The 25,132-nt window shown below is 51.8% G+C and carries 29 protein-coding genes and 4 pseudogenes; 13 read left to right on the top strand and 20 right to left on the bottom strand.

Going from position 1 to position 25,132, the window contains the following annotated elements; translation table 11 throughout:
* Nucleotides 1–35: 35 nt before the first annotated feature.
* Nucleotides 36–410, bottom strand: coding sequence for a DUF6232 family protein (locus tag AC4PCC_RS09425; RefSeq protein ID WP_492127202.1), 375 nt, complete (start codon nucleotides 408–410; stop codon nucleotides 36–38).
* Nucleotides 411–569: 159 nt separating this feature from the next.
* On the opposite strand from AC4PCC_RS09425, the pseudogene AC4PCC_RS09420 reads away from it, so the two are divergent.
* The 6 genes and pseudogenes from AC4PCC_RS09420 to AC4PCC_RS09395 all read left to right on the top strand — a co-directional run bounded on the left by AC4PCC_RS09420 (nucleotide 570) and on the right by AC4PCC_RS09395 (nucleotide 4,121).
* Nucleotides 570–1,161 (top strand): annotated as a pseudogene (locus tag AC4PCC_RS09420) (phage baseplate assembly protein V).
* Between the two features lie 257 nt (nucleotides 1,162–1,418).
* Nucleotides 1,419–1,700, top strand: coding sequence for a hypothetical protein (locus AC4PCC_RS09415; RefSeq protein ID WP_492127201.1), 282 nt, complete (start codon nucleotides 1,419–1,421; stop codon nucleotides 1,698–1,700).
* The gene (locus AC4PCC_RS09410; RefSeq protein ID WP_492127483.1) at nucleotides 1,639–1,800 is read left to right on the top strand and encodes a tail fiber assembly protein; all 162 of its coding nucleotides are present in this window, start codon (nucleotides 1,639–1,641) and stop codon (nucleotides 1,798–1,800) included. The genes AC4PCC_RS09415 and AC4PCC_RS09410 overlap by 62 nt, the downstream gene beginning before the upstream one ends.
* Nucleotides 1,801–1,968: 168 nt before the next feature.
* Nucleotides 1,969–2,367 carry an STM2901 family protein gene (locus AC4PCC_RS09405; protein ID WP_492127200.1) on the top strand — a complete coding sequence of 133 codons (399 nt, stop codon included), beginning with the start codon at nucleotides 1,969–1,971 and terminating at the stop codon, nucleotides 2,365–2,367.
* Between the two features lie 7 nt (nucleotides 2,368–2,374).
* On the top strand, nucleotides 2,375–2,689 hold the full coding sequence (locus AC4PCC_RS09400; protein WP_067701203.1) for a DUF1493 family protein: 315 nt from the start codon (nucleotides 2,375–2,377) through the stop codon (nucleotides 2,687–2,689).
* A gap of 223 nt (nucleotides 2,690–2,912) precedes the next feature.
* The gene (locus tag AC4PCC_RS09395; RefSeq protein WP_492126739.1) at nucleotides 2,913–4,121 is read left to right on the top strand and encodes an IS256 family transposase; all 1,209 of its coding nucleotides are present in this window, start codon (nucleotides 2,913–2,915) and stop codon (nucleotides 4,119–4,121) included.
* Between the two features lie 152 nt (nucleotides 4,122–4,273).
* Here AC4PCC_RS09395 and AC4PCC_RS09390 read toward each other — a convergent pair whose 3' ends face one another.
* The 3 genes and pseudogenes from AC4PCC_RS09390 to AC4PCC_RS09380 all read right to left on the bottom strand — a co-directional run.
* The gene (locus tag AC4PCC_RS09390) at nucleotides 4,274–4,702 is read right to left on the bottom strand and encodes a hypothetical protein (protein ID WP_492127199.1); all 429 of its coding nucleotides are present in this window, start codon (nucleotides 4,700–4,702) and stop codon (nucleotides 4,274–4,276) included.
* Nucleotides 4,699–5,400, bottom strand: a complete 702-nt coding sequence (locus AC4PCC_RS09385) for a hypothetical protein (RefSeq protein ID WP_492127198.1) — start codon at nucleotides 5,398–5,400, stop codon at nucleotides 4,699–4,701. Before AC4PCC_RS09385 ends, AC4PCC_RS09390 begins: the two co-directional genes overlap by 4 nt.
* A gap of 134 nt (nucleotides 5,401–5,534) precedes the next feature.
* Nucleotides 5,535–5,858 (bottom strand): annotated as a pseudogene (locus AC4PCC_RS09380) (recombinase family protein); the annotation flags it as partial.
* 100 nt (nucleotides 5,859–5,958) lie between these two features.
* Between AC4PCC_RS09380 and AC4PCC_RS09375 the strand changes: the two are divergent.
* A pseudogene (locus tag AC4PCC_RS09375) lies at nucleotides 5,959–6,078 on the top strand (IS6 family transposase); the annotation flags it as partial.
* A gap of 597 nt (nucleotides 6,079–6,675) precedes the next feature.
* Here the strand turns inward: AC4PCC_RS09375 and AC4PCC_RS09370 are convergent.
* Genes AC4PCC_RS09370 through yobA form a run of 3 tightly spaced genes read right to left on the bottom strand, consistent with a single transcriptional unit; the run spans nucleotide 6,676 to nucleotide 8,310 of the window.
* Nucleotides 6,676–7,014 carry a YebY family protein gene (locus tag AC4PCC_RS09370; RefSeq protein ID WP_492127197.1) on the bottom strand — a complete coding sequence of 113 codons (339 nt, stop codon included), beginning with the start codon at nucleotides 7,012–7,014 and terminating at the stop codon, nucleotides 6,676–6,678.
* 56 nt (nucleotides 7,015–7,070) lie between these two features.
* Nucleotides 7,071–7,946, bottom strand: coding sequence for a copper homeostasis membrane protein CopD (gene copD, locus AC4PCC_RS09365; protein ID WP_492127196.1), 876 nt, complete (start codon nucleotides 7,944–7,946; stop codon nucleotides 7,071–7,073).
* Between the two features lies 1 nt (nucleotide 7,947).
* Entirely contained in the window at nucleotides 7,948–8,310 is a 363-nt protein-coding gene (yobA, locus tag AC4PCC_RS09360; protein ID WP_345827802.1) for a CopC domain-containing protein YobA, read from the bottom strand.
* 163 nt (nucleotides 8,311–8,473) lie between these two features.
* Between yobA and AC4PCC_RS09355 the strand changes: the two genes are divergently transcribed.
* From AC4PCC_RS09355 to exoX, 3 genes are all read left to right on the top strand, one after another.
* Nucleotides 8,474–8,704 (top strand): DNA polymerase III subunit theta, encoded by a 231-nt coding sequence (locus AC4PCC_RS09355; protein WP_067701181.1) that lies wholly within the window; start codon nucleotides 8,474–8,476, stop codon nucleotides 8,702–8,704.
* An 84-nt stretch (nucleotides 8,705–8,788) separates the two neighbouring features.
* The gene (locus AC4PCC_RS09350; protein ID WP_492127195.1) at nucleotides 8,789–9,532 is read left to right on the top strand and encodes a carbon-nitrogen hydrolase family protein; all 744 of its coding nucleotides are present in this window, start codon (nucleotides 8,789–8,791) and stop codon (nucleotides 9,530–9,532) included.
* Between the two features lie 27 nt (nucleotides 9,533–9,559).
* Nucleotides 9,560–10,222 (top strand): exodeoxyribonuclease X, encoded by a 663-nt coding sequence (gene exoX, locus AC4PCC_RS09345; RefSeq protein WP_492127194.1) that lies wholly within the window; start codon nucleotides 9,560–9,562, stop codon nucleotides 10,220–10,222.
* Here the strand turns inward: exoX and AC4PCC_RS09340 are convergent.
* A complete protein-coding gene (locus AC4PCC_RS09340; protein WP_492127193.1) occupies nucleotides 10,219–12,285 on the bottom strand; it encodes a prolyl oligopeptidase family serine peptidase in 2,067 nt (688 codons plus the stop codon). The genes exoX and AC4PCC_RS09340 overlap by 4 nt on opposite strands.
* A gap of 219 nt (nucleotides 12,286–12,504) precedes the next feature.
* Here AC4PCC_RS09340 and AC4PCC_RS09335 point away from each other — a divergent pair, with 219 nt between their 5' ends.
* Nucleotides 12,505–13,332 carry a sugar phosphate isomerase/epimerase family protein gene (locus AC4PCC_RS09335; protein WP_492127192.1) on the top strand — a complete coding sequence of 276 codons (828 nt, stop codon included), beginning with the start codon at nucleotides 12,505–12,507 and terminating at the stop codon, nucleotides 13,330–13,332.
* 134 nt (nucleotides 13,333–13,466) lie between these two features.
* On the opposite strand, the gene AC4PCC_RS09330 is transcribed toward AC4PCC_RS09335, so the two are convergent.
* Nucleotides 13,467–13,892 carry a YebG family protein gene (locus tag AC4PCC_RS09330; protein WP_492127191.1) on the bottom strand — a complete coding sequence of 142 codons (426 nt, stop codon included), beginning with the start codon at nucleotides 13,890–13,892 and terminating at the stop codon, nucleotides 13,467–13,469.
* Between the two features lie 138 nt (nucleotides 13,893–14,030).
* On the opposite strand from AC4PCC_RS09330, the gene purT reads away from it, so the two are divergent.
* Nucleotides 14,031–15,209, top strand: coding sequence for a formate-dependent phosphoribosylglycinamide formyltransferase (gene purT, locus AC4PCC_RS09325; protein WP_492127190.1), 1,179 nt, complete (start codon nucleotides 14,031–14,033; stop codon nucleotides 15,207–15,209).
* 129 nt (nucleotides 15,210–15,338) lie between these two features.
* Here purT and AC4PCC_RS09320 read toward each other — a convergent pair whose 3' ends face one another.
* The 10 genes from AC4PCC_RS09320 to AC4PCC_RS09275 all read right to left on the bottom strand — a co-directional run bounded on the left by AC4PCC_RS09320 (nucleotide 15,339) and on the right by AC4PCC_RS09275 (nucleotide 22,620).
* Nucleotides 15,339–15,563, bottom strand: coding sequence for a hypothetical protein (locus AC4PCC_RS09320; RefSeq protein ID WP_492127189.1), 225 nt, complete (start codon nucleotides 15,561–15,563; stop codon nucleotides 15,339–15,341).
* A gap of 206 nt (nucleotides 15,564–15,769) precedes the next feature.
* Nucleotides 15,770–16,789 carry a UDP-glucose 4-epimerase GalE gene (galE, locus tag AC4PCC_RS09315; protein WP_492127188.1) on the bottom strand — a complete coding sequence of 340 codons (1,020 nt, stop codon included), beginning with the start codon at nucleotides 16,787–16,789 and terminating at the stop codon, nucleotides 15,770–15,772.
* 10 nt (nucleotides 16,790–16,799) lie between these two features.
* A complete protein-coding gene (locus AC4PCC_RS09310; protein ID WP_492127187.1) occupies nucleotides 16,800–17,984 on the bottom strand; it encodes an MFS transporter in 1,185 nt (394 codons plus the stop codon).
* Between the two features lie 23 nt (nucleotides 17,985–18,007).
* A complete protein-coding gene (locus AC4PCC_RS09305) occupies nucleotides 18,008–18,613 on the bottom strand; it encodes an NUDIX domain-containing protein (protein WP_492127186.1) in 606 nt (201 codons plus the stop codon).
* Complete coding sequence (locus AC4PCC_RS09300) at nucleotides 18,610–19,515, bottom strand: ABC transporter substrate-binding protein (RefSeq protein ID WP_492127185.1); 906 nt, start codon at nucleotides 19,513–19,515, stop codon at nucleotides 18,610–18,612. Before AC4PCC_RS09300 ends, AC4PCC_RS09305 begins: the two co-directional genes overlap by 4 nt.
* 13 nt (nucleotides 19,516–19,528) lie before the next feature.
* Nucleotides 19,529–20,194, bottom strand: coding sequence for an HAD family hydrolase (locus AC4PCC_RS09295; protein ID WP_492127184.1), 666 nt, complete (start codon nucleotides 20,192–20,194; stop codon nucleotides 19,529–19,531).
* Nucleotides 20,195–20,227: 33 nt separating this feature from the next.
* Complete coding sequence (locus AC4PCC_RS09290; RefSeq protein ID WP_492127183.1) at nucleotides 20,228–21,112, bottom strand: MTAP family purine nucleoside phosphorylase; 885 nt, start codon at nucleotides 21,110–21,112, stop codon at nucleotides 20,228–20,230.
* Complete coding sequence (locus AC4PCC_RS09285; RefSeq protein ID WP_492127182.1) at nucleotides 21,105–21,527, bottom strand: fatty acid desaturase; 423 nt, start codon at nucleotides 21,525–21,527, stop codon at nucleotides 21,105–21,107. Before AC4PCC_RS09285 ends, AC4PCC_RS09290 begins: the two co-directional genes overlap by 8 nt.
* Nucleotides 21,503–22,237 carry a hypothetical protein gene (locus AC4PCC_RS09280; RefSeq protein ID WP_492127181.1) on the bottom strand — a complete coding sequence of 245 codons (735 nt, stop codon included), beginning with the start codon at nucleotides 22,235–22,237 and terminating at the stop codon, nucleotides 21,503–21,505. Before AC4PCC_RS09280 ends, AC4PCC_RS09285 begins: the two co-directional genes overlap by 25 nt.
* Nucleotides 22,231–22,620 (bottom strand): HAD family hydrolase, encoded by a 390-nt coding sequence (locus AC4PCC_RS09275; protein WP_492127180.1) that lies wholly within the window; start codon nucleotides 22,618–22,620, stop codon nucleotides 22,231–22,233. The genes AC4PCC_RS09280 and AC4PCC_RS09275 overlap by 7 nt, the downstream gene beginning before the upstream one ends.
* Nucleotides 22,621–22,721: 101 nt before the next feature.
* Between AC4PCC_RS09275 and AC4PCC_RS09270 the strand changes: the two are divergent.
* Nucleotides 22,722–23,071: pseudogene (locus AC4PCC_RS09270) on the top strand (transposase); the annotation flags it as partial.
* Nucleotides 23,072–23,296: 225 nt separating this feature from the next.
* Here AC4PCC_RS09270 and zwf read toward each other — a convergent pair.
* Nucleotides 23,297–24,772, bottom strand: a complete 1,476-nt coding sequence (gene zwf / locus AC4PCC_RS09265; protein WP_492127179.1) for a glucose-6-phosphate dehydrogenase — start codon at nucleotides 24,770–24,772, stop codon at nucleotides 23,297–23,299.
* Nucleotides 24,773–25,132: the final 360 nt, after the last annotated feature.

Raw genomic sequence — 25,132 nt, 5'->3', positions numbered from 1 at the left:
TTATTTCTAAAAAGGGCAATGAATGCCCTTAAAATCTATCCTCGATGGATAATAGATTGATTTAAAGCTTCGATTACTTTATCAATGTATGAGCGGTCTTTGCTTTGTAAGGCCTGACTTTCACCTGATGAGCTATTGAGGTAAACACTATATTCAGGCTTTAATTTCTTAAATATAAAAATTGAAAGTATAACAAGCAAAACCCCAATCAACTTTGCTCCGCTTGCATCAGCTCCGAACGCCATAAAAAGACCTACAATACCTACTAAAAAAGCAGGAAGCTTGTTTGCGTCTTTTTGGCCTCGTTTTACAGAGGTTACTCCTTGCATAGCATAGGTACTAGCTCCAACACGAAAGCGAGCGCTGGTGACACTTACTTCACCGTTGTTAAAAAATTCAACCTCTTCCATCTTTTTCCCTCGATATTCTCTATCTGCTGTGTAGAACAATACATTAACAAATTTTAACCTTTGGTAAAGATCTGAAAGCAATTTTTTTTGCTTGTACTATGAGCTATAGGCAAACCTTAGAAATTTGTTCAGTACCGCCTATTAATACATCCTCACTTCATGAACACACAAATCCCAGAAATCCTGCGCCTGCTGCGCAACCTGATCCGCATCGGCACCGTGTCCGCCGTTAACCTTGACGATGAGCTGTGCCAAGTGGAGGAAGGCAATAACACAATCCGCTAGCTGCACTGGCTGACCGCCCGTGCCGCTCGCTCCCGTTCATGGAATAAGCCTTTGGTCGGCAAGCAGGTGCTTGTTTTATGCCTGGGCGGCGAGCTGGATCCCGGCTTTTTGCTGCCGGGCGTGTTCTCTGACGACAACCCCGCCCCGTCGGCGTCTGCTGATGCGCTGCGCTGGTCGTTTCCTGACGGCGCGGCGATTGAGTACGAGCCTGCCAGCGGTGCGCTGAAAGCCACCGGGATCCAGACCGCAACCATTCGGGCGACGGTAAAAATCCTTCTGGACTCGCCCGAGGTCGAATGCTCTGCCCTGCTGAAAACCGCCACGCTGAAAAGTAAATCAGGGCGGGACAATGCAGAGCAATATTTAGCACAGCGGCGGCAGCTTTACCTCTAACGGCGTGGTCGTGCATACGCATAAATACGGCGGCGTGAAGTTAGGCGGCGATTCGTCCGGCGGGCCGCAGTAATGACCGTGAAACATACCGCTATGAACCGCGACACCGGCGGGCCGGTGAATAATACCGATCATATCCGCTAGTCGGTGCGCGACATTTTGTTTACGCCGGTCGGCAACCGGGTAATGCGCCGCCGCTATGGGCGGTTTGAGTTACGGGGATGGTTTCACTTACGGAGATAAGGCATCAATCACGCGACGGGTAATCCGATCTGCCGCAGAAACCCGGCCGCGTAACATCGCCTCTGACTACATCGTGAGAACAGCATAATGACAAAAATCACCCTGGATAAAAACGGACTGGCAAAGGTGGCCGGTACACTGACGGCTTATAATTTTGACGGTCTGACTGGTGAATTTACCGGTGCAGGCGATGAATATTTACCGCAGGGCGTCGGCCTGCCTGCGAATGCCTGCACTATCGCCCCCCGTCGGTTAAGGGTGGCAGGCCGCAGCGTTCAAAGCGGCAGAAAGCGAAAAGGCAGCGCGTATCGCAGAGGCCAACAGTATTACCCAGGCACGGCAGACGCAGCTCAGCCTCAACATGATTAACGATGCGGATAAGATTTCGCTAAAGGTATGGATGAAGTATGTGCAGGCCGCTGGTACCGCCGCACCGGATATTGTATGGCCGACAAGTCCTGGTGATTAAGCCCGTTTGTGTTTGTCATTCTGGTGAAGTATTCTGGAAGATATATAAATTTTTGCTTTAGTATAGACTGAGTAATAAGTAGGCGTTAGGATACCTTGTTTATTGAGAATAGCGAGGAAAGGTATGGATACGGTAGAGCAGTTGAATGGAAAATATTTCTTCGATTGAATGAGCGTTGATGGCGATGAGCTTTTGCTCTGGTTAATACTTGATGAATTCAGAAAAAGATTTAGTGAAATCACGGATATTGTGGCTGTTGCCTCAATATTAGCAAGTTTTCCTGTTATCCCTGTCAGGGGGAAATTGGACGCCGAAAAAGCGACCAAGGGAACAAGTCCGCTTTCAATGATGAGCCGGATGTATATTCGTCAGAGATTTAAGAAGCCACGGCGAACAATTACCTGGAAGAAAATGTTACGTGGCGAGTGGGCATATACGACCAGCGTCGGAGCTTACGTTGGGCGCTGGGTTCCGTGGATTGGAGCTGCGATAACAGCTTACGATCTCTCTGTCATTACCCGGAATGTTATTCACCGATATAAATTAATCACAGGGGTAAGAGGATAACGACGGTATGAATAAAGCTGAAGTTGTACGCAACCTGATTGCTAAATATTTTTGGGTGATGTCCGATGATGCATCCCTGAGTACAGGTAAGAAAAGCGTATTGCCTGAAGAGGCCAGTGATTTCATTGAAGAGTATGCTTCCTCACTTCAGATTGATATGAAAAATTTCGACTTCAGCAAGTATTTTCCTAATGAGGGCGTACGTTTTTTACCTAATGCTATTTTGCCAAAATTTATGCGCAGTGATGATAATCAGCCCGAGCCATTAACAGTTCATATGCTGATTGAATCTGCTGAGGCGGGGCGTTGGCTTTACTCATAGCTGTAATATAGGCCATTTGTAAGAGACGTTAAAAGCTTTAGCAAAACAGATATCAACTGGCTGGAGTCGTTTTTTTCCCGCTGATCCTTCAGCAAAGGGGGGTTGAGGTCCAATCATGTAAAAAACTACGATAAGAGCTCAACAGATTTTTTGAGCCTGTAATTTAAATTGTGTATCTGCCTGTTTTTGATATCTTCACTCCAACAACGGAGACAGGCAATTTATGGACGAAAAGAAACTCAGGGCCCTTGCGGCTGAACTGGCTAAAGGCCTTAAAACCGAAGCCGATCTCAATGCGTTTTCCCGCATGCTGACGAAGCTTACCGTGGAAACGGCACTCAATGCCGAACTGACTGACCATCTCGGGCATGAGAAAAATGCCCCCAAATCAGGCTCAAATACCCGCAACGGCTACTCTTCAAAAACGGTGCTGTGTGACGACGGCGAAATCGAGCTGAGCACGCCGCGTGACCGTGAAAACTCCTTCGAACCGCAACTGATAAAGAAAAATCAGACACGTATTACCCAGATGGACAGCCAGATTTTGTCCCTGTACGCCAAAGGCATGACCACGCGAGAAATCGTCGCCACCTTCAAAGAGATGTACGACGCGGATGTTTCACCCACGCTGATTTCTAAAGTCACCGATGCGGTTAAAGAGCAGGTCACAGAGTGGCAGAATCGCCCCCTGGATGCACTTTATCCCATTGTTTATCTTGACTGTATTGTTGTAAAAGTTCGCCACGGTGGTAGCGTGATTAATAAAGCCGTCTTCCTCGCACTGGGCATTAATACCGAAGGCCAGAAAGAGCTGCTGGGTATGTGGCTGGCAGAAAATGAAGGCGCGAAGTTCTGGCTCAGCGTGCTGACGGAGCTTAAAAACCGGGGCCTTCAGGATATCCTGATTGCCTGCGTGGACGGTCTGAAGGGCTTCCCGGATGCGATAAACAGCGTTTATCCCCAAACGCATATCCAGCTGTGCATCATCCATATGGTGCGCAACAGCCTGAAATACGTGTCGTGGAAAGACTACAAGGCAGTCACCGGCGGGCTGAAAACGGTGTATCAGGCTGCGACCGAAGAGGCGGCGCTGATGGCGCTGGATAAGTTTGCAGACGTCTGGGACGAGAAGTACCCGCAAATCAGCAAAAGCTGGCGCACGCACTGGGAAAATCTTAATACGTTCTTCGGCTATCCCCCCGATATCCGCAAAGCCATCTATACCACCAATGCGATCGAGTCGCTAAACAGCGTGATCCGTCAGGCGATAAAGAAACGCAAAGTGTTCCCGACAGACGACTCGGTACGGAAGGTTATTTATCTGGCGATCAGGGATGCGTCAAAAAAATGGAATATGCCGATCCGAAACTGGCGGCTGGCAATGAGTCGTTTTATTATCGAGTTCGGTGACCGCCTGAGCGGTCACCTTTAATATGGTGGCAGTTACACAGAATTATTTACAGGGTCATTTTTTTATTGGAAAAGTTCTTATTTTGTTCTGTGGGAGTGATTTGTTTTTTAGCTTTCTTTAAGAAACCCGGTATCAACCGGGCTTGCACTATTCCCTGCCAAATCTCGTCAATTTTATCCTGCCTTATCTACCATCTCGACACGAATGGCGTTTGGGTTTTCATCAACACCCACCGATACTGTGATATTCGAATCTTTGCCGATCCAGCAATCCTCATTCCTATTACATGTTCCTGTTTTTTTATACCCGTTTTTCTCAAGGTAGGAGTCAATTTGGGTTGGATCCGTTGTGCCGGAAAATATCGCCTGATAAATCAATGCCGGATTAGGTCCGGACACATTGCTGTAATGGAAGCGGTAGGCGTTACTGACGCGAGGCATATTTTTTAGCAATTCCGGAGTATAAAAATTATATTCCCGCTTATCTTGCTCCGTATAATCAGCACCATCAGAAAATTCCATTCTGAGATATTGTAAGCCATACAAAAGACTAATTACGCATACCACCAGAACGGCCAGCATAATCTTCACTGACTTCTTCATGCTCGTGGTTCTCCCCTGCCGAAACGAATAAAGCCCCGATTAGGGTCAATAATACCGACATCTTCAGATTTCCATCTGTTATAAGGAGTGATGGTTTTCATGAAGTTTGGTAATTGCCCGAAGTGTGGTCTACTGTTGGGAAAATGGGCAGGGTCAGGGAATAGCAGCGGCTTAAAAGTTTCATTTTTCCATGAGCCTATTTTCCCGTAATGATCCCACCGTTTTGAAGCCTCTTCCTTGCTTACCGGTTTCAGGTAGCTGAACACATTATTCATACACGACATAACTCGGTAGAAGCCGAGCAGGTCCGATACCAGATCTTCACCGCTGAATCCGCTATCAGTAGCCCAGCTGAAAGGGAAAGAACCCTGAAGCCCCTCAAATCTTCGGGCTACTGTCATCATCATGGCCAGAGCAATGCTTTGTTTTTGATGATATGGCAGGCCTTTTTTGAGGCGCCAGGTAATTGATTTACCGACCGTCAGACGACGCTTAAGACCAACCATTGATTGTTTATATGTAACATCATAAGTTTCCCCGCTTTGGGGTTCACCTCGCAGCATTTGAGCCCACAAATTTCGGATATCTGTACCCTGCGCATGTCCGAGATCCACCCAGCCCAATACTTCCGTATATATCAATCCGTATGAACTTCTTTGTGCCAGATTACCATCAATAATTTCGCTTCTTATACTCATCCTTATTCCCCTTCCATTTGGTTTCAGCATCAGATATTGAACCGATACTTTCCGTTTTCTCTATAAATTACAATGCTACTTTAGCATTACTTTTTATGCTGCCAGAAATCCCTACGATAAGAAAAGCTATCAACTTAATCGGTAGGCTTTTTCAGACGAAAATAGGTAGCACGAGAGATACCTGTTTTCTCCGCTACCATTTTCAATGGTTGTCCCCGCCGGATCAAATCAAGCGCCAAAAAAGTAGCGTGATGCGGCTTTCTGTCAAAGCGAACTCCAGAGGCCATTGCAGCAACCCGCCCATCATTAGTTCGCTCCAGAATACGCTCATTCTCAGCTTCTGCCACAGCAGCCAGGATCTGAATGACCATTTTCCCCATCGTGCCTTCCGTACTAAGACCATTTTCCAGAAAACGAATGGCTATTCCCTTCTTATAGCAGGCATCAACAATATGGATGGCACTGTTGCAAAAATCCAGAGGTGATAAACTTATCGCCACCTTTGCTGACGGAGCAGCACATGAACCCATTCAAAGGCCGGCATTTTCAGCGTGACATTATGCCACGATAAAAGGGATTGAAGTGATGCGGGCGCTGCGCAAACGACAGGCTGAGTCATTTTACTATGGACATCCCTTGGGCGAGATGCGTCTGGTAAGCAGAGTCTTTGAAATGTAGACCTTTTAATAAAGTAAAGGCCACCTCATCGTGAACTTTGCAACAGTGCCCTCCGACATCCGCGTAACCATGCGTTATGCGCACTTCGCGCCTGATCATCTGGAAGAGGCCGTAACTAACAATCCGCTGGCAAGAATCTCCAAAAAAAGTGACTACAAATTGTCTACATAGGTTCCGGGAGGGTGCAATAAGGTACAACAGGGTGCGCTATAACTGATTGATTTTAATGTAAGTCACTGTTTTAAAACCCAAATAAAAAAAGACCGAAGACGATTCCTGTCTTCGGTCCAGGGAAATGGCTCTTTTAACGGAGCCTTGCGCTAAAAGTTGGCATTAATGCAGGCTATGTCGCCTTGCACTTTAAAAGGTAGTACAGGCGCGGGGATAATCCAGCCAGTTGTAAACCGAGCATAAAGAAGATGTCCGCTTTGTGATCGTAACGGAACAATTGCAAATGGATCTGAAAAAGGGGCGGGAAAAACAGTTAACGCGCTGGCATAAAGTGAAAACCCGATACCAGCGCCGTCTGAGTGCGTTATATAGATTTCTAAATAGCTGTTACAAAGCGTTATTTCGTCACAAAGCCTTTAATCGTATTTAATCACAGAGCTTCTGGGCGCGATCGATAATCGGCTGCAGGCTTTTCTTCTGGCCCGGATGCTGCGGGTCGTCAATCTGGATAACGCTAATCGGCTGGCCTTTAGCGCTGCCACTTTTTACCAGCGCCTCGGCTTTGTCATTGAGCGGATACTGCATCAGCGTGCTGGGGTTGATGGCGAACAGCGCGTTGCCCCGGGTGCAGGTCAGCATCACTTCTTCACGATCGAACATCCATTTATCTTTGCCCACTTGAAAACGACTGACGGTAATAATCTCTGCCGCCATCGCACTGGAACAAAAACTTAACGCAATCATCAGGCTGGCCAACTTCTTCATGGTGGTTCAATTCCTCTTAAGAAAACGTCTGCCGCGCAGACGGTAGAAAATGATAATCAGGCGGGTTCAAGCGTGGCAAACAGGCTTACCAGCAGAAGCACAATGGCCGCCAGCAGCAGTTCAGCCAGCGTCGCCTGTATAAACCGGCGCTGGCCCTGCTCCCCGCTGCGCTGGAAGCGTGGGACCAGCCAGTAGCGATTAAACAGCGCGATGCCGCACATTAGTCCTACCAGCGCAATTTTTAGCAGCAGCAGCCGGCTGTAGAGTTGAAAATGGCCCGGCGGCCAGCCGAGCAGCAGCCACGCGTTAACCACCCCACTCAGCAGCACCAGCGCCACGGCAAGATGCCCATAGCGTGAGAAGCGCATCAGCGTAGGGATCGCGTCATTGCGGGCGGGCTGTCGCACATCCGCCATCAGCAGCAGAACCGGCAGCAGCCCGCCCGCCCAGAAGGCAGCGGAAATCAAATGCACGGCGTGATTACTGCGCTGTAAAAACCCGAGCGCGCCGTCCAGCATGGCGGCGTGGCCGGTAAATGCCAGACCGGCAAGCTGTCCGAGACCGCTTATCAGCAGCAGGCACTGTTGCCCCCTGCCCTTTAGCCCCAGCGCTGCAACACCGACCACGCCGGCGATAAGCTGCCACTGCCAGGCCACGCCAAAGCGGGTTTGCAGCACCAGGCGCCAGACGTCGACATTGCTCACGTCCTGCCAGCCGTTGCCCATCATGCCGGTTTGAATCACCAGCAGTAGCACCGCCGTTAGCAGCGAGGCGATCGCGCCTGACGTAAGCAGTGGAGAGAGTCGCACCGACATATGCGCCCTGAATTGGGCGGGCGCCAGGAAGACAGTAAAGACGCTGGCGCCGGTTAGCGTGAGCAGCGCCATAAAGTGCAGCCAGCGGCACAGCACCCAGCACAGGCTGACAGACATATTACTTCACGCTAAAGGTGTAGTTCCCATTGGTTTTGTGCCCGTCAACCGACAGCACGTGCCAGTTGACCTGGTACTGGCCGCCTGGCAGTGGCTGCTTCAGGGGGACAATCAGCTGGTTGTGCTGTTTTGGCGCGCGTTCGGCCTTTTCCAGCGGCACGGCCTGCTGGCTGGCATTGAGCACGTCTACGCCGCTAAAGGCGGGTTCGATATCCTCAGAGAAGGTCAGCGTCAGGGCCTGCGGAGAAGCCTCCACGTTAGCGTTCGCTGCCGGATACTGGCTTTTCAGGTGGGCATGAGCAGAAGCCTGCTGCGAGAACGCGGCCGCGAGTGCCAGCGTAAAAACCATTGAGAACTTACGCATAATCATCCTATTATCCTTTGCCTGGCAACCTGTTGGCTGCATTAAGGCCGAAAGAATACTCCGCTTAAAATAAGGTGTCGAGCCGATAAGGGCGATTCCCGCCGTGAGGCTTGCGAAAGTCGCGCAACTGCTTTACTTTTGGCGCGGATATCAGGAGATCCCCATGAAATACAATCTGGCAGAAGTGTCCCAGGAAGAGAAAGATAAGGTTAACGTGGACCTTGCCGCCGCAGGTGTGGCCTTTAAAGAGCGGTATAATATGCCGGTCATTGCTGAAATGGTTGAGCGCGAACAGCCAGAAGCGCTGCGTGACTGGTTTCGTCAGCGGCTGGTGCAGTACCGGCAGGCATCGCTCAGCCTTTCCCGTCTGCCCTATGAACCCAAACTAAAATAGCGTTAAATTTATGGCTTCCCCGCTTGTGTTTCCCGGTCGCTTCGGTTGATATAGCGCTTCATCACAGCCCCAGCAGGAAAGCCTATGTCCGTGTGGAGTATTGCCGCTGCACAGTCAGGATCGCGTCCCGGTCAAACCGAGTGGAACATTTCGCGCCATCTTGAATTTATACATCAGGCCGCCCGACTTAACGTCGACGTCCTGATCTTCCCTGAACTCTCTCTCACTGGCTACGAGTTAGCGCTGGCAGCAACCCTGGCGATGTCGCTGGACGATCCCCGCCTGCAGGTTTTTGCCGATGCGGCCAGCCAATACCACATGACGATTATCGTCGGCCTGCCGCTCAGGGACGAAAACCGTACGCTGCTTGCCGCCATCACTTTTTTACCGGAAGGAACACGCGTCGCCTACGGTAAGCGCAATCTGTTTGGCGATGAGAAGCAGATATTTCAGATCGGTGAGAGCATCCCCCTGTTCGGTTATCCCCGGCATCAGGTGGCGATGGCAATCTGCGCCGACATCAGCGTGGAGGCCTTCGCCCGCGAGGCGGCACAGCGCGGGGCAAATTTATATGCCACCGGGGTGCTGGTCTCTAAGCAGGGCTACCAGAAGGACTGTGACTTTCTTGCCCGCTGGTCGCGCGAATACAAAATGGCGGTCTTAATGGCTAACCACGCCCTGCCCACGGGTGGCTACCAGAGCGCCGGTCAGAGTGCGCTGTGGGATGAAACCGGACAACAGATTGTGCTGGGGGGCAGCGGCGAGCAGCTGGTCATTGCCCGCAGACAGGGTAAAGATTGGCAAGGCGAAGTGCATTCTGTAGGCTAACGGTCAGATTTTCAAAAGGGACGCATTATGCTGCGCGTAATAGATACTGAAACCTGTGGATTGCAGGGCGGGATTGTTGAAATAGCCTCCGTGGATGTGGTGGGTGGAACCATTATCAATCCCATGAGCGATTTGGTGTGTCCGGATCGCCCCATCGGCCACCAGGCGATGGCGATTCATCGCATTACGGAAGCGATGGTTGCCGATAAGCCACCCATTGAGCAGGTTATCAGCCGCTATCACGGCAGCGCGTTTTACGTAGCGCACAACGCCAGCTTTGACCGCAGAATGCTGCCGGAGATGTACGGAGAATGGATTTGCACCATGACGCTGGCACGCGGCCTGTGGCCGGGGCGTAAGTATGGTAATCAGGCACTGCGCGAATCGTTGCAGCTGGAGGTGGAAACGCCGCCGGGCCTGCATGCCCACCGGGCGCTGTATGACTGCTATGTGACGGCGGCACTGCTGATCCGCATCATGGATTTTTCCGGCTGGGATGAGGCGGAACTGATTCGCCGGATGAACGTTCGCGGCTCCAGCAGCACCTTCCCTTTTGGCAAATATCGCGGCAGTAAAATCGACGAGGTAGCAAAGCGCGACCCCGGCTATCTTAAATGGATGCTGAAAAACATCCCCGACCTGAAGCCCGACCTTCGCGGTGCGATGGAACGGGCGTTGTCAGCAGACTAGTGTGCATTACCCGCGCTGAGCGTCTCCTGCGCCAGCGCAATGATAAAGGCATACTCCATTGCCACCCCTTCATAGGATTTGAACCTGCCTGATTTCCCGCCGTGTCCGGCATCCATATCCGTGCACAGCAGCAGCAGGTTGTCATCCGTTTTCAGCTCGCGCAGCTTCGCCACCCATTTAGCAGGCTCCCAGTACTGAACCTGTGAGTCGTGCAGACCGGTGGTCACCAGCATATGCGGATAGGCCTGACGGCTAACGCAGTCGTAGGGGCTGTACTGAGATATGTAGCGATAGTACTGCTCCTCCGCTGGGTTGCCCCACTCGTCATATTCACCGGTGGTGAGCGGAATGGACTCGTCCAGCATGGTGGTGACGACATCGACAAAAGGGACCTGCGCCACAACGCCGTGGAAACGGTCCGGCACCCTATTGATAACGGCCCCCATCAGCAGGCCACCCGCGCTACCGCCCATGGCATAGAGCTTTTGTGGATCGCCATAGCCGCGATCCACCAGCGCGTTGGTGACATCAATAAAGTCGTGGAAGGTATTCAATTTATTCAGTAACCGGCCATCGTCATACCACTGCTGCCCCAGTTCGCCGCCGCCGCGAACATGCGCCAGTACAAACACAAAGCCGCGATCGAGCAGGCTCAGGCGGCTGGCGCTAAAGTCGGCATCCATACTGCTGCCGTAGGAGCCATAGCCATAAACCAGCATCGGGTTTTTACCGGGACGGAAATGCTCCCGGTGGTAGACCAGCGAAACCGGCACCTCCACGCCGTCGCGCCCCTTGATCCACTGGTGCTCGCTTTTATAGTGGCTGGCATCGAACCCTTTCACTTCGGCCTGCTTAAGCACCCGACGCTCGCCGCTGTCCATGTCCATCTCAAACAGGGTGTCTGGCGTGGTCATCGAGGAGTAGCCGTAGCGCAGCCTGTTAGTCTCGGGGTTGGGATTGTAGGCCAGCCAGGTCACATAGGCCGGATCGTCATAGGCGATACCAAAGGACTCGCCGCTTTTCCTGTCGATCTGCCGCAGGCTGGTAAGGCCGCGCTGCCGCTCTTCCACCACCAGCCAGTCGCGAAACAGGCTGAAATCCTCCAGCACAATGTGTTCGCGGGCAGGGATCAGCGTTTCCCAGCTATTTTCCCGGAAGTGATCGGTGCGGTAGAGCCCGAAGTTTTTTCCTTCACGATTCGACCGTACATAGAAGTGATGCTGATAATGGTCGAGGGTATATTCGTGATCTTTGCGGCGCGGGCTGAACACCTGGGGTGCGGTGTCCGCATATTCGGCATCCAGCAGCAGAATTTCACTGGTGGTACTGCTGTTCAGCGCAATAAGGATAAAGTGCTCGGAGGTGGTCTTATGCACGCTGACGTAAAACGTGTCATCCTTCTCTTCATACACCAGCTCATCTTCCTGCTGCGGGGTGCCCAGCCTGTGTCGCCATACCTGCCAGGGCAGCAGCGTTTGCTTGTCCTTCAGGACATAGTAAAGCGTCGTGCTGTCGTTGGCCCAGACAAAGCTTGATGACACATTTTCCAGCACTTCATCGTACCAGTGGCCCGTTTCCAGATTGCAGAAGCGGATGCCGTACTGGCGGCGGGAAAGAAAGTCTTCAGCCAGCGCCATAATGGTATTGTCCGGAGAAATACCCAGCCCGCCCAGCGTGTAAAACTCACTGCGTGCGGCGCGCTGGTTACCGTCTATCAACGTCTGCCATACGTCGGGCGTATCTGTATTTTCAGGCTGGCGGGTATAGATAGCGTACTCATTCCCCTCTTCATAGCGGCGCTGGTAGCGGTAGCCATTTTTGATATAGGGCACCGAGCGATCGCGCTGTGGAATGCGATCGACAATTTCTTTTAACAGCCGGTCCTGAAGCGCCTGCTGCGACTGCATCACCGCCCTGCCGTAATCATTTTCGGCATGAAGATAGTCCAGCACGTCGGGATCTTCACGCTGGTCATCGCGCAGCCAGTAATAATTATCTGTTCGCGTTTCGCCATGCAGCGTCATCTCGAAAGGTTTTTTTCTGGCTATCGGTGGTGTTTTCATCGCATCTGTCCCGCTCACAAAACATATGCACTAAGGGTGGCATGTTGCTGCGATGAATGCCAGGTAACGATAAAGTGTGATCTGAAGCACGTTCTGAAGCGATGACTATACTCATTACTCTGCCAGCAACCTCAGACCCTCGCCAGGGCGGTATCAGGCAGATGCGAGGCCTGACGACGGCCCGCAGATTTTACTGCACATTTTTAAAAGGGAGCAGATATGCGCTTTAGTAATAACCCACTGTTTATCAACACCGTTTTGCTGGGAGGCACGCCTGAAGATAAGCTGATTGCTGCGTCTAAAGCTGGCTTTCAGCAGGTTGAGCTTTGGCGTCAGGACGTGGAAGACGCGAAGGGCAATGCACAGGACGTAGGGACGTTTACCCGGGAACAAAAACTTTCTCTGACGGATTACCAGGTGCTGCTGGATTTTGACGGCGCGCCGGACGACGAGCGCGAGGATAAGCGTAAGCTGGCCCTTGAGATGCTGGATACGGCCGTAAGCCTGGGCGCAACCACGCTACTCACCCCGGCATCTACGCATCATGCCTGCGTGGCCCATCGGGAAGAAGATGACCTGCGCTGGCTGGTGAAGGAGGCAGATAAACGTGGACTGCGCGTGGCGTTTGAAGCGATGGCGTGGAGCACGCATATCAATACCACCGTTCAGGCATGGCAGATGGTGCAGCGAATCAATGCGCCCAACCTCGGGCTGGTCGTCGATGCGTTTCATATCTTTGCCCGCAACCGTACCATTGCCGATCTTGCGGGGATCCCGATGGAAAAGATTTTCCTCGTCCAGCTTTCAGATCTTAGCACCCTACCCGGGCAGGACCAGCTGATAGATACCGCCCGCCACAGCCGACTGCTGCCTGGCCAGGGAAATTTCCCGCTCTACACGCTGCTGGACTACCTGGAAACTCAGGGTTATGCAGGCCCGCTTGGACTGGAGGTCTTTAACGACAGCTACCACCAGCAGGCTCCTGATGACGTTGCGAAAGAGGCGATGCACGCCCTGAAACGCTGTATTGCCCAGCGGGGCCAGTAAAACCCGCTCAGCCCGGCGGGTCGCGTAACCGCTTAGGGTAGCATAACGGCTGCAAACCCCTTCCGATGCCGGTTGGTTCGCCGTACGACCTCGTATGATTATTCGCCCCGGCCTGCCGCTGGGGCGACTGACCGTTATGCCGCTTTTGGCGTACGGGCAGACTTACGTTTGCTCGCGTTAGCGGATGCACCCTCAGCGGTTTCTTCATCCAGTTCATCCGCGGATGCCTGCACGTCTGCAGGCTGCTGCTCACTCACTTCAACAGGGTCAGCGCTATCAGCCTCTGTGCGGGCAGAAGCGTGATTCGCCTCTGCTTTTGCCCCTTCCGGCATTTTGCTGGTCTTCACAATATGCTGTACGGCATCCTTGTTCTCTGCCAGGAACAGGCCAAAGGCTTCACGCTGCTGCTCATCAAGCGCCACCGGCCCTTCACTCAGCCAGTCGCTGAAGACTTCAGCCATATCAAGCATTTTATCGTAGGCGTCCGCGTCTTTTTTACTGGCGAATGTCATCTTTTCCTCACCTTTTCTAACGACAACGTATTTTATCTCAACAGCCATTCCGCTCACCTCATTTAACTGTATTTTTATACAGTATAGCAGCAGGCTATTTTTAGCTCAAGCCCGGAAAAGCAGATGAATACGCAAACGTTTTCGTTTATACTGCGCGCGTTTTTTTCCTCTAATCAGGTAGCAACTATGACCACTCTCGGAACCGCGCTGCGCCCTGCCGCAACCCGCGTAATGCTGTTAGGATCAGGTGAACTGGGTAAGGAAGTCGCGCTGGAATGCCAGCGTCTTGGCGTCGAGGTGATTGCCGTCGATCGCTACGCCGATGCGCCCGCAATGCACGTGGCCCATCGTAGCCATGTGATCAATATGCTGGACGGCGAGGCGCTAAAATCACTCGTTGCGCTGGAGCGCCCTGACTATATCGTGCCGGAAATTGAAGCCATCGCCACGGATATGCTGGTTGAGCTGGAGAAACAGGGTCAGCATGTGGTGCCAACCGCCCGCGCGGCGCGTCTGACGATGAACCGTGAAGGTATTCGTCGCCTGGCTGCGGAGGAGCTCAGCTTACCCACCTCTTCCTATCGTTTTGCCGACAGTGAAGCCGCTTTTTTGCAGGCCGCCGATGAAATTGGCTTCCCGTGCATCATTAAGCCGGTAATGAGCTCATCGGGTAAAGGTCAGAGTTTTATCCGCGATGCCTCACAATTGGGCGCTGCCTGGCAGTATGCGCAACAGGGTGGACGGGCGGGTGCCGGACGCGTCATCGTGGAAGGCGTGGTTAAGTTCGATTTTGAAATCACCCTTTTGACCGTGAGCGCGGTTGACGGCATCCATTTTTGCGCCCCCATTGGCCACCGTCAGGAAGACGGCGACTACCGTGAGTCCTGGCAGCCGCAGCAGATGAGCGATCTGGCCTTGCAGCGCGCGCAGCAGATAGCCGAAAAAGTGGTTAGCGCCCTTGGCGGCCACGGCCTGTTTGGCGTGGAGCTGTTTGTGTGCGGCGATGAGGTGGTATTCAGCGAAGTGTCACCGCGGCCACACGATACCGGCATGGTGACGTTGATTTCTCAGGATCTCTCCGAATTCGCCCTGCACGTTCGCGCCTTCCTCGGCCTGCCGATTGGCGGGATCCGCCAGTATGGCTGCGCGGCCTCTGCAGTGATCCTTCCCGAGCTGGAGAGCGATAATGTGCGGTTTGCAAATCTCGGCGCGGTACTGGGGGCCGGTTTGCAGATCCGCCTGTTCGGTAAGCCTGAGATTCAGGGTAAGCGCAGACTGGGCGTCGCGCTGGCGACGGGTCAGGATAGCGACGATGCCGTTCAGCGCGCTGTCGCCTGTGCGGCAGGCATTAAGGTTAGCGGCTAAGACCTCGATTAGCAGCTATGATGCTGTGGTAAAAAAAAAGGATCCTGCGCGGATGCTTTTTTTATTTTGTCACCAGTTGCCGTAAGGATATATTTCCCCTTAATAAATTCTGGTGTCACCGTAATAAACTTAGCCGTAGGGATGTCGCGTGATCCCCTTGCTGGAATAAAGTTTATCCCCGGATAGCGTGGTGATTTTTTTCGGTTCAGCCGGCAGGTTATCACCACCCGTGATCAGTCCGTTTCTCAAGACCCGTTCTTGCAGGGTAAGCGCCGCGTAACTGCGCTTCTGCACCTGGCTGTATAACACCGTTTCCGGGGCCGGGCGGGCCAGGAACAGATCCTCCTGCGTCACACCCAGATAACCTCCTCCGCCACGACGGGCGCAGGAGGAGCTCTACGTCTTCGGTCTCTGCGCAGTGAGGGTTTAGCCCGTTCAGCGGCGTCCCGATGGCGAAATGCGTCTGGTGAGCAGGTTATTTGAAATATAAGGCTCAGTTGTTTTGAAAGAGCCTTCTCCTGTAACCCTATTTGCAACAGCGCCCTCAATAATACTATGAACTATTCGTTGCCTGATGTTTCATGCTTATAACGTTTCTGCCACTGCCAGGCATGGCGCACCATGTCCTGAAGCGACATTTCTGCTTCCCAGCCTAGTTCTGCCCTGGCTTTCTCGACGTCTGCCCAGAACGCAGGCAGGTCACCCTCCCTGCGCGAGCGGATGACGTAGGGGATCTGCACTTCGTTCTCTTTCTCAAAACATTCCAGAAGCTCCATGACAGATGTTCCCTGCCCCGTACCCAGATTGAATATATGTACGCCCGGCTTGTCCATAATTACCACCACTTTGAGGTGCCCCCGGGCAATATCCATAACATGAAGATAATCACGCTTGCATGTGCCATCCTCAGTCTGATAGTCGTCCCCGTAAATTGACAATTCTTTCAGGTGACCCGTGGCAACCTGACTGATAAACGGCATCAGATTGTTAGGAACACCAGATGGCAGTTCACCTAGCAGCCCGGAAGGATGGGCGCCGATAGGATTAAAAAAACGAAGAAAAGCAACTGACCAACGAGGATCAGAATGGCACATATCTTCGAGCACCTTCTCTACCATGGCCTTTGAGGTACCATAGGGGTTCACCGTAGTTCCGCGAGGCATACTCTCTTTATAAGGGATCTCAGCTTCAGCGCCATAAACCGTCGCAGAAGAACTGAATACAAGCTTAAATATCCCCGCCGCACACATTGTCTGACACAGAGTAACCGTCCCCGCAACATTTGCCTGGTAATATTCCAGTGGAAGCCGCGTGCTCTCCCCTACGGCTTTAAGACCGGCTGTATGAATGACAATATCGATCGCATATTTGGCGAAAAGCGCTTTCAGGCAAGAGGTATCTCTGACATCTCCTTCAATGAAAACGGGTCTGTTTGCTGTCAAAGCTTCAATGCGACTTATAACTGTCGCATCTGAATTAACCAGACTATCCAGGATTACCACTTCATGGCCATTCTCAATCAGTTCAACCACGATGTGAGAACCTATATAGCCGGTACCACCTGTAACCAGAACGTTCATATTGCTTACCTTAATATTTCGACAATTTACGCGAGATTAAATCAACGACCAGCATGACGGGAGGAATGACAATCAATGCCCCCATCGCCTGAACGAGTCCAACTTCTTCGCCAAGTTTGCCTAAAAAAAGCGGGGCCAGCAGCAAGGCAAGCCCGACTGACTGAGTTGCGCCTGCAGAAATCTTTGAGAGCAGCTCAGGCGGCTGCCATGTGGCCACAGAGAGAATAAGGGGGAAAAAATTACCGAGACAGGCTCCGGTTATTACCAGACCAACTACAGCAGCGGTAAGGGTCGGAACAAGCCAGAGCAGCACCATACCGATACTGCTCAGGATAATAGTCCATAACAGTATCGTCTGAATGTTGTAGCGCATAAGAAGCCGGCTTACGATAATCCTCCCTGCAATGGTTCCACCAAAAAAAACGGCCATCAAGGCTACCGCACTGGCAGGGTTAATTGAGAGCTGTTCTTCAAGAAACTGGGCGCCCCAGAAGCCAATCCCCCATTCAGCCGCAATGCCCAGAAAAATCATTCCAAACATCATATAAGCAACGAGAGGCAAACGAGTTGCTTTAGGTTGTAAACCTGTATCCACTACACTGCTTTCTCGTGGAGGTTCCTTTGGAATGTTTTTCGGGATAACACAGAGCAAAGGAAGGAGCGCCAGAAGGGGCAGGAACATGGCAATACGCCATCCGGTGCCCAGTTCTACCGAATAACTGATGACTAACGGTCCAATAAACACACCGATCGCGGAAAAGATGCACCCTTCGGTGATCGCTATGCCACTGTTTTCACCATGGTGTCGGGCCAGCGCTTCCTGGAGAGCGATCTGCATGGCTCCCCCCGCCAAACCCAGCGCCAGTGAGAGAAAAAGATTACCGGTAATACCGAGAGGAAGCGCAAATACTGCTACCGCTACAGCAACCAGCCATGCACTGCTCAGCAGGATCTTTTTAGGCGATACCGTCAAGGCAACACGTGTGATAATGAATCCCGAACAAAACATCCCTATCGCGTAAAGACTGAAATGCCACCCGATCATGACCTTTGACATTCCGAGTTCATCTCTTAAAAAAGGTGTAACGGAACCCAGAATGGCCTGGTGGATACCGCACACAACCGACATGATGTATAAATAAAGCGTGTAGTAGTCGCGCCTGAAGCGCGACTTTTCCAGGCTCTGTTCTGACATACAATTCATCCTTCAGAGCGTAATTAGGGTTTGCAGATGCCTTTAATGATGAGGTGCTGAATCAGTATGATCGTTTTGGCATCAATGATTTCACCGGCATCTATCATTTCAAGTGCGGTACTGATGGGAATTTCCAGCACCTTTATATCCTCCCCTTCTTCTGCGACGCCTCCCCCCTCGTTGATCCGCATATCTTTTGTTAAAGGCGCAATGAAAAAGTGGAGACGTTCTGTAACTGACCCAGGACTCATGAATATTTCACCGATTTTGGTGACTTCACCAAGCTTGTAACCCGTTTCCTCTTCTGCCTCAGTCCTGATCGCCTGCACCGCGTCACGTTCGTCAAGTAACCCTGCACAAGCCTCGATCAACTCAAAATGATGCCCCACAAGAAAGGCTGGCATACGAAACTGGCTGGTCAAAATGACCGTTTTTTCATCAGGGTTGTAAAGCAGGATCGTAGCGCCATGCCCACGGTCATAAGCTTCCCGTGTAAAACATTGCTCTGAGCCGTCAGTTCTGACGTGAGTCATGTCGTATTTCGTTAATTTTCCCCAGTCATTTGCCAGTACCGTTTGCTGGTTGATGGAGGCCGAAGTTGGGGCCGGGGAGAAGTCAGAGCGCGTCATAATGATTTTCCGTTCGTGAGTGATTCAAAATGAGACAACCAGCGTGCACGTTCTGTAATGGCCTGCCCAACGTCAATGGTAAAGTGGGTGTCGTCGCTGTCTGCCAGGATAATTTTATTAAAGGAGGCAAAAAGGGTATTAGCTTCATCACTACCGAGCCATTGCAATATTTCTGAAACAACATCCGGATAAGACGTTGACGAAAATCCGGCATAGACCTCCGGTTCTGCTCCTGTCATACCCGCAGGTTGAATCACATTAAGTTTTGGTAACTGGCTCTGTCGTTTAAATGCGGCAATTTTGACCGTCACGCCAGCCGCGATGGTTCCTTCACCCGTCAGTCGTGCAGGCTCCCAGGCTGAATCAGGGCGCGCAGGGGAATTGCGAAGGATAGCGGCCACCAGCGGCCATCCCTCTTTTTCGCCAAAGGCCTGTAGGATTGTCGTTAGTGCTAAAAAGCCTGCACCTGACTGTGCCGGATTCGGAAAAGCGATCATCCCTTTAAGAGCGGGATGTGCCAAATCCTTCCAGCCTTTTACCTGAACATCATGCTGCTCCAGCAGAAGTGGGTCTGCAACGATTGCGGTAGAAAAGCCTGTAACGCGGAGGTATCCATCAGTATCACCTCCGGGTGAAAACACTTTGTCGCCCAGGTTGACAGTTTTCGCCGCCGTGTCAGCCCACCCCAGGATCATATCAGCCTGAGGCTCATCCCTTTCAGCTTCAAGACGGTTTCTGAGCATCGTCGTTGACATACGCTCGATTTCGATCGCGACGTCAGGAAGAAGTAAAGCGAGTCTGTGCATATACTCCCTCAGCTCATAAGGCTCAAATGAGCTGTAGGCTTTTATGCACGCCCTCGTACCGCTCCCGGTTGGCGCGTCAATCACAATGGAAGTCATGGAGTCGGTATCCTTAACCCACTAATTGTTCAAAACGATAAGCAAGCAGAGGATCGGTAAAATCTGCAATAGCAGCGGAAGCCCCATGCTTATACAATTCTTGTTCTCCCAGAGCACCTTTAAGGCCAAAGGTGAAAACACCCGCAGAAGACGCAGACTGGACACCTGGTCCCGAATCTTCAAAAGCAAGCGCCTGACCAGATGAAACACCCAGAAGACGCATCGCTTCCTGGTAGGGATAGGGGTCAGGTTTACTGTGGGGAAGTTCTGCACCAATCAGCAGGTGATCTACATACTCATGGAGATTGAGGCCGCGGAGCATCATTTCGGCGCTTTCTCTTGGCGCATTAGTCACGATGCAGATCCCAACCCTATGCGCCTGCGCTTTCTGAAAAAATTCTGTGACGCCCGGGCGTCCCTCCAGCGGGCCGTTTAACTGTTCACGAAAAAGGGCTTCTTTACGCTCTCCCAGGGCATGGCGTTCTTCCAGGGATAATTCGGGGAATAAATCACGGGTGATCGTGTCCATTGGCGCCCCCATAATCTTTTCATTGTAATACTCAAGCGTCACGGACTTACCAAAGTCAGCTAGCAGCTGATCAAAGGCATTAATATGCAAAGGGTCCGTATCCAGTAATGTCCCATCCAGATCGAATAACAAGCCTGCGTGATACTTCATATTTTTCTCCTTCCTTAAAATTGCCCCTGGCTTTCACTGTCCCTGCGGGAATACGCGATTCAGTAGCGGGGCATAACGTGTAACAGTAGCTACATCAATCAGGCCAGGACTGGTCATGATTGCGCCATCAAGTGCGTGCTCACATCCTGCCGGACACGCAGCATCAGATCTTTCCAGTGTGGGTACGAGATGAGACAGTAGTGCTTCCGCCTGTCTGATATTTTCTTTCATCTGCTCACTAACCATCGCTGCATTCACGTCATCATGCGCGGTGTGCCAGCAGTCGAAGTCCGTTACCATGGCGATCAAGTTGTAGCAGATTTCCGCTTCCCTACAGAGCTTAGGCTCCGGCATTGCTGTCATTCCAATAACTGTCCCTCCGATCTGTTGATGGAAGACGGACTCCGCGCGGGTCGAAAACTGTGGGCCTTCCATGACGACATAAAGCCCTGTCGGCAAATGTGGGATCCCGTTTTCCCTGAGCGAATGCACCACCAAAGAATGATTAATGCTGCAGACGGGCTCTCCAAAAGGGACATGGGCGACTACGCCAGCGCTGAAAAATGTGCTTACCCGACGGTAAGTACGATCAATAAATTGATCCACTGCAACGAAAGTCCCCGGAGGGGCTGAAGCTGTCAGGCTGCCCACAGCACTAAATGATAGTATCTGTTCAACGCCGAGCATTTTTAGTGCGGCAATATTGGCTCTGACGTTTATTTCTGATGGTAAGCGCGTATGTCCGATCCCGTGGCGATTAATAATGGCCACTGCGACACCGCCAATCTTGCCCAAGGTAATATAACCAGAGGGATCGCCGAATGCAGTTTTGACTTCTATATGTTCAGGAGACTCAATGATGGATAACTTATCCATTCCACTGCCACAGATGATGCCAATGCGGGCTTTTTTATTCATGGGATATTCCTCTTTCGTGTTCACTGACGGGTAACCGGACCGGGCTGACAAGACGGTAATACAGCTCAGAAAGTGCAGCAGGCTGGCCGGCTGAACCAAAAATCACCCCCCGCGAAATATACTGGGTATAACGGGGCTCATTGATTTTCAAAGCCCGGTCTACTGAGGGGAGATACTGATAGCGGACATTAGGGTAAACGTGGTGTGCAAGATGATAAGCATCGGACATCGGAAAAATCAGGTACCGCTGAACGATACCTGCCAGCCCTGAAAAGTCCGTTGCTCGTCCGTGCTCATAATCATGAGCCAGGCGATTTCGTTGAGGAATATAGGGCGTGTGCCAGCGGTGTTTTGAAAGAAGAGACCACCAGGCAAAGAGGGGATAAAGTGTCATAACAGGCAGCAGCCAGCCCACCAACAGCGCCGCCCCCCCCCGAGCCACCAGTAGATGGTCAGGAGAATCACTGTGGACACAGCTCTCAGTAGAGCGGTACCCAAATTGGCATTTTCATACAACGTGTCATGAATGTTGCCACGAAAATTGGCTACAACGCCTCTGGGGCTCACTGGATAAAGTAACGCCCGTAAAAACTGTAGCCGTGTGATTCCGGGTTTCATGCCAGCTGCAATGACCCTTCGCAAATTGGGATCTTTCCCCGGTATGTCCGCATTGGGATGATGGTCTCGTACATGCGTGTTAAACCGGGAATCCATGTCTCGCTTTAGCGTCGGAAACTGAAAGAAAACGTTCGAAAGAAACCACTGCAGCTTCTTTGACCGGCAAAGCGCAACGTGAAGGGCGTTATGCCCAATCTCCTGCAAGGCGCGAAACCGTCCCGCAGCAACCACGGCAAGCATCGCGCCCGCCAGAGGATTGTAATCAGTCCAGCGCAAAAACAGCACGGCTGCAAAAATCTCCAGCCAGCAATAGATAAAGGGTAAAGGTGCCAGGAGGGTGTCAAAACGTTTGTAATAACTGATATGACCTTGCTCCGCTGGCGCAAGTTTGAGTTTCGAAAGTATCCGTTTACCATCCCGGTAGTAGAACTTCAAAAGCAGACGGATAGAAACGCTGAGCAGGAGCATGCTCAGCATAGCGTGTTGCACAATCTCAGGATTCAGCATGAGAGTTCTCCCTTGGATGGCGCAAACCAGGCACGTTGCACGGAAGGGAGGTCTGCAAAAACGTGCTCATGAATGGACCGCAGTCGTTCACCTGTCTGATGTCCGTGAGACACCGACGCCACCTGCCAGCCACACTGAATGGCAACCTCAATATCGTGATCAGTATCACCTATCATCAGGGCGGAGCCACCCGGATGACCCAGTGCCAAATCAAGCTGGTGAGCAATATCCCCTTTCCCCATTGCCTGGGTGTTAGTCAGCCCGTAAACATGATCTATCAGGTGACTTATTCCGGCACATTCAAGATTGTTCTGCAGGGTAAACTGCTGGCTTGCAGACAAGACAGATATGGTTATGTTCTTCGCCCTGAGATCGCTGATCATGCCAAGTGCCCCAGGATGCAATGTACATGAGCCAACATTGAATCGCCACCGGTTTAACCGACACCTCAGAGTAATTTAAGATGGCTTAAAGAGAGGTGCCTATGAGCGGTAAGCGGTTTCCTGAAGAGTTTAAAATTGAAGCAGTCAAACAGGTTGTTGATGGTGGTTATTCTGTTTCCAGCGTTGCAACACGTCTCGATATCACCACCCACAGCCTTTACGCCATAAAAAGAGCCGCGGCTTACTTCGCAAAGCTGTCCAACTGAGGTACGCCATTATTCGTGACAACAAGCGTTGCTGGCCTGTCCGCCTACTCTTTCGGGTGCTGGATGTGCATTCAGGTGGGTTTTACGCCTGGCTTCAGCAACCGAATTCACAATGCCATCAGGCAGATCTGAGACTGATAGAATAGATCAAACAGTAATGGCTGGAATCGGGATGCGTTTATGGCTAACGCAAGATCCACCTGGACCTGCGAGCTAGCGGGTAGCAGTGTGGATTAAACCGGGGCTGGCTAATGCAGCAAAACAAATTAAGCTAAGGCCATAACAGTCCACATCAAAGGGCGATAATAGTTTAACGTAATCTCCATGCCTTGATCAGCCCTTTGAAAAGGGCTTACCTCTCCGCTGACGTAAAACTCGCGCAGCGTGCCATGACGCTGCGCGAAGAGGCGCTACTCGAACTCGTTCCAGGAGCGTCCGTCGCGGGTGATCATCGCGACAGAAGCAACGGGACCCCAGGTCCCTGCCTGATAAGGCTTAGGTGCTTCTTTATCGGCTGCCCATGCGTCCATGATGGAGTCAACCCACTTCCAGGCCTCCTCGACCTCATCACGGCGCACGAACAGCGCCTGAATACCTCGCATGGTTTCCAGTAACAGCCGCTCATAGGCATCTGCCAGGTGCGACTGGTTAAAGGTTTCCGAGAAGCTCAGGTCCAGCTTGGTGGTTTGCAGGTTATGCTTATGATCAAGCCCTGGCACCTTGTTGAGGATCTGAATATCCACGCCCTCATCGGGCTGCAAACGGATGGTCAGCTTGTTCTGCGGCAGTTCCTGCCAGGACTCTTTGAACAGGTTCAGCGCGGGGTTTTTAAAATAGACCACCACTTCAGAGCACTTGGTCGGCAGACGCTTACCGGTACGCAGGTAGAAAGGCACGCCTGCCCAGCGCCAGTCGTCGATATCCACGCGGATAGAAACGAAGGTTTCGGTGCTGCTGGATTTGTTAGCATCCTCTTCTTCCAGGTAGCCAGGCACTTTTTTGCCCTGCACAAAGCCGGAGGTGTACTGGCCCCGCACGGTTTTCTCGCGCACGTTAGTATGATCGATGCGGCGCAGCGAGCGCAGAACTTTCACTTTCTCGTCACGAATGCGGTCAGCCGAGAGATCGGCCGGCGGCGACATGGCAATCATCGTCAGGACCTGTAACAGGTGGTTCTGGATCATATCCCGCATCTGGCCAGCTTTGTCGAAATAGCCCCAGCGCCCTTCTATCCCCACTTCCTCCGCCACGGTGATCTGCACGTGATCGATGGTGCGGTTGTCCCAGTTAGACGCGAACAGCGAGTTGGCAAAGCGCAGCGCCAGCAGGTTTAAAACCGTCTCTTTGCCCAGGTAGTGGTCAATACGGAAGACCTGGTTTTCCTCGAAATATTCGCCAACCTGGTCGTTAATTTCGCGTGAGGTCTCCAGCGACGTCCCCAGCGGTTTTTCCATTACCACGCGAGCGGGCTGGGCGTTGAGCTTCGCGGTGCCCAGGCCTTTACAAATCGCCCCAAAGGTACTTGGCGGCATGGCGAAGTAGTTGATGGTGACGCGGTTTTTCTGGTCGAGCATTTTACCCAGTTTAGGAAAATGCGAAGAGTCATTAACGTCAAGGTTGCAGAAGTCCAGACGATTGCTGAGCTTGTCCCACAGCGCCTCGTCAATTTTCTCCTTCATGAAGGTTTCAAGCGCTTCGCGAACCACCTTGGTATAAGCGGCCTTATCCCAGTCGGCGCGACCCACGCCAATAATGCGCGACTCCTCATGGATCTGCCCGGCTTTTTCCAGCTGATACAGGGAAGGCAATAGTTTCCGGCGCGCGAGATCGCCTTTGGCACCGAAAATAACCAGATCGCATGCCTGAGCCGTTTGTGTAACCGCCATTATAATCTCCTCGTTGCAGGACGAGCCTGACCTGCTGATTCCATAAACATCCAGGCTCTTATTATCATTCTCTTTCAATACAATGTACTGCTTTTGGCCGGTCCACGTAAACCTGACCGCTCTGTAACAGCACAGAGTATGCCATTTAAGCCGATTATATCGACGATACCGCCCTCAGGTCGGTTAGTTCATTCGTTCTTTTCAACGGTTTTGTGTCTGATGTCCGCGCTAAAAATACGATGTAGCTCAAACTCTGGCAAAATAAACTGCGATTGCCGTCTCAAAGCTGCCGCTGCCTGTTTAGCCCATTGTATATTCTCTACAAATTGACATCGATTTCTCCTTTGAATGAAATCGTCA

It is taken from the genome of Erwinia sp. L03-1, assembly GCF_058686115.1.
The sequence above is the reverse complement of the archived record's forward strand: the minus strand, read 5'-3'. Positions and strand labels throughout refer to the sequence as shown.

What these genes read in the sequence shown, in the direction of transcription:
- AC4PCC_RS09425 (WP_492127202.1), bottom strand. Translation starts at nt 410, where the DNA reads ATGGAAGAGGTTGAATTTTTTAACAACGGTGAAGTAAGTGTCACCAGC.
- AC4PCC_RS09415 (WP_492127201.1), top strand. Translation starts at nt 1,419, where the DNA reads ATGACAAAAATCACCCTGGATAAAAACGGACTGGCAAAGGTGGCCGGT.
- AC4PCC_RS09405 (WP_492127200.1), top strand. Translation starts at nt 1,969, where the DNA reads ATGAGCGTTGATGGCGATGAGCTTTTGCTCTGGTTAATACTTGATGAA.
- AC4PCC_RS09400 (WP_067701203.1), top strand. Translation starts at nt 2,375, where the DNA reads ATGAATAAAGCTGAAGTTGTACGCAACCTGATTGCTAAATATTTTTGG.
- AC4PCC_RS09395 (WP_492126739.1), top strand. Translation starts at nt 2,913, where the DNA reads ATGGACGAAAAGAAACTCAGGGCCCTTGCGGCTGAACTGGCTAAAGGC.
- AC4PCC_RS09390 (WP_492127199.1), bottom strand. Translation starts at nt 4,702, where the DNA reads ATGAAGAAGTCAGTGAAGATTATGCTGGCCGTTCTGGTGGTATGCGTA.
- AC4PCC_RS09385 (WP_492127198.1), bottom strand. Translation starts at nt 5,400, where the DNA reads ATGAGTATAAGAAGCGAAATTATTGATGGTAATCTGGCACAAAGAAGT.
- AC4PCC_RS09370 (WP_492127197.1), bottom strand. Translation starts at nt 7,014, where the DNA reads ATGAAGAAGTTGGCCAGCCTGATGATTGCGTTAAGTTTTTGTTCCAGT.
- copD (WP_492127196.1), bottom strand. Translation starts at nt 7,946, where the DNA reads ATGTCTGTCAGCCTGTGCTGGGTGCTGTGCCGCTGGCTGCACTTTATG.
- yobA (WP_345827802.1), bottom strand. Translation starts at nt 8,310, where the DNA reads ATGCGTAAGTTCTCAATGGTTTTTACGCTGGCACTCGCGGCCGCGTTC.
- AC4PCC_RS09355 (WP_067701181.1), top strand. Translation starts at nt 8,474, where the DNA reads ATGAAATACAATCTGGCAGAAGTGTCCCAGGAAGAGAAAGATAAGGTT.
- AC4PCC_RS09350 (WP_492127195.1), top strand. Translation starts at nt 8,789, where the DNA reads ATGTCCGTGTGGAGTATTGCCGCTGCACAGTCAGGATCGCGTCCCGGT.
- exoX (WP_492127194.1), top strand. Translation starts at nt 9,560, where the DNA reads ATGCTGCGCGTAATAGATACTGAAACCTGTGGATTGCAGGGCGGGATT.
- AC4PCC_RS09340 (WP_492127193.1), bottom strand. Translation starts at nt 12,285, where the DNA reads ATGAAAACACCACCGATAGCCAGAAAAAAACCTTTCGAGATGACGCTG.
- AC4PCC_RS09335 (WP_492127192.1), top strand. Translation starts at nt 12,505, where the DNA reads ATGCGCTTTAGTAATAACCCACTGTTTATCAACACCGTTTTGCTGGGA.
- AC4PCC_RS09330 (WP_492127191.1), bottom strand. Translation starts at nt 13,892, where the DNA reads ATGGCTGTTGAGATAAAATACGTTGTCGTTAGAAAAGGTGAGGAAAAG.
- purT (WP_492127190.1), top strand. Translation starts at nt 14,031, where the DNA reads ATGACCACTCTCGGAACCGCGCTGCGCCCTGCCGCAACCCGCGTAATG.
- galE (WP_492127188.1), bottom strand. Translation starts at nt 16,789, where the DNA reads ATGAACGTTCTGGTTACAGGTGGTACCGGCTATATAGGTTCTCACATC.
- AC4PCC_RS09310 (WP_492127187.1), bottom strand. Translation starts at nt 17,984, where the DNA reads ATGTCAGAACAGAGCCTGGAAAAGTCGCGCTTCAGGCGCGACTACTAC.
- AC4PCC_RS09305 (WP_492127186.1), bottom strand. Translation starts at nt 18,613, where the DNA reads ATGACGCGCTCTGACTTCTCCCCGGCCCCAACTTCGGCCTCCATCAAC.
- AC4PCC_RS09300 (WP_492127185.1), bottom strand. Translation starts at nt 19,515, where the DNA reads ATGACTTCCATTGTGATTGACGCGCCAACCGGGAGCGGTACGAGGGCG.
- AC4PCC_RS09295 (WP_492127184.1), bottom strand. Translation starts at nt 20,194, where the DNA reads ATGAAGTATCACGCAGGCTTGTTATTCGATCTGGATGGGACATTACTG.
- AC4PCC_RS09290 (WP_492127183.1), bottom strand. Translation starts at nt 21,112, where the DNA reads ATGAATAAAAAAGCCCGCATTGGCATCATCTGTGGCAGTGGAATGGAT.
- AC4PCC_RS09280 (WP_492127181.1), bottom strand. Translation starts at nt 22,237, where the DNA reads ATGCTGAATCCTGAGATTGTGCAACACGCTATGCTGAGCATGCTCCTG.
- AC4PCC_RS09275 (WP_492127180.1), bottom strand. Translation starts at nt 22,620, where the DNA reads ATGATCAGCGATCTCAGGGCGAAGAACATAACCATATCTGTCTTGTCT.
- zwf (WP_492127179.1), bottom strand. Translation starts at nt 24,772, where the DNA reads ATGGCGGTTACACAAACGGCTCAGGCATGCGATCTGGTTATTTTCGGT.